General features: G+C 56.1%; 1 protein-coding gene. It reads left to right on the forward strand.

All coding sequences use genetic code 11. From position 1 onward, the window contains the following. The coding region (locus SMC5_RS08260; protein ID WP_243625030.1) for a sugar phosphate nucleotidyltransferase at nucleotides 1–1,342 on the forward strand (1,342 nt) is incomplete at both ends.

Below are 1,342 nucleotides of genomic sequence, written 5' to 3' on the forward strand. Positions count from 1 at the left end.
TTGTCATCCTGTATCACCAGCCCGATGCCATACGCAGCTACTTCGGTGACGGCAGCGATTTCGGTGTAAAGATCGAGTATGTCATCAGTCAGGAGGACCTTGGAACCGCCGGAGCTGTTGGGCTTGCGCGAGCCACCCTGCAGGAGACGTTCCTGGTCATTGCAGCCGACATCGTCACTGATATCGACCTCACCAAAGCAGTTCAGTACCATAGCGAACACAAGGCAGCTGCGACAATTACTCTGTCGCGAGTGGATAACCCTCTGGAGTATGGCATTGTCATCACCGACTCCGAAGGGCATATCGTACGCTTCCTTGAGAAACCATCATGGGGAGAAGTTTTCTCTGACACTGTGAACACAGGGATCTATGTCCTGGAGCCGTCCGTCTGGGATGACATTCCTGACGACAAGGAAGTCGACTTCTCGAAGAACCTTTTCCCCTCCCTGCTAGCGCACAATCAGCCGCTGTTCGGGTATATCGCTCCGGGTTACTGGCGCGATGTCGGCAACATCCGCGAGTACAAACACGCGCATGGAGACGTGCTGAAAGGAAGGGTCGACCTTGAGACCCAGGGCGAACGCATCGGTGGCATCGGCAATGATGTCTGGGTCGGCGAAGGAAGCCAGATCTCGAGCTTCAAGGGGTTTGACGGCTCAGTCCTTATCGGCAAGGACACGACTATCGGCGAAGCACGCGTGCGCAGTTCCTTCATCGGCGACCATGCAGTTATCCAGAGTGGAGCAAACATCGACAACTCAGTCCTGTGGGACGGCGTCGTCGTAGAGTCGGGAGCTCGTATCTTCAACTCTATCGTCTGCAAGAACGTCCACATCGGTAAGGACGTCCTTCTCGAGGGCGACAACACGGTGGCTGACGATTGCATCATTGGTCAAGGATCTGTCCTCAAGTCCCAGATCGAGATCTGGCCGGGCAAGACTGTCGAACCAGGCTCCACCGTCACGAGCAACGTCGTTTGGGGCAAGGCCTGGTCAAGAGCTCTGTTTGGCTCTTATGGCATCGTCGGTGTCAACAACGTCGAAGTCACTCCGGAAATGTGTGCCAAGCTGGGCTGTGCCTATGGTACCTTCCTTGGCAAGGGTTCGGTCGTTTTCACTGCGCGCGACGACCACCAGTCTTCACGCATGCTCAAACGTTCGCTCATCGGAGGCCTCATGAGCACTGGCGTACGCGTCATGGACCTCCAGGCAGCTCCAGTGCCCCTGGCACGGTTCACCGTAAAGTCCTTCGCGGGCAGCGGTGGCGTTCACGTCATGCGTTCACCATTCGACCGTCGACTCACAACGATACGATTCTATGACCGATCAGGGTTCGATCTTTC

This window comes from Candidatus Cryosericum odellii (genome assembly GCF_003570935.1).
In the GTDB taxonomy this organism is placed as follows: domain Bacteria; phylum Caldisericota; class Caldisericia; order Cryosericales; family Cryosericaceae; genus Cryosericum; species Cryosericum odellii.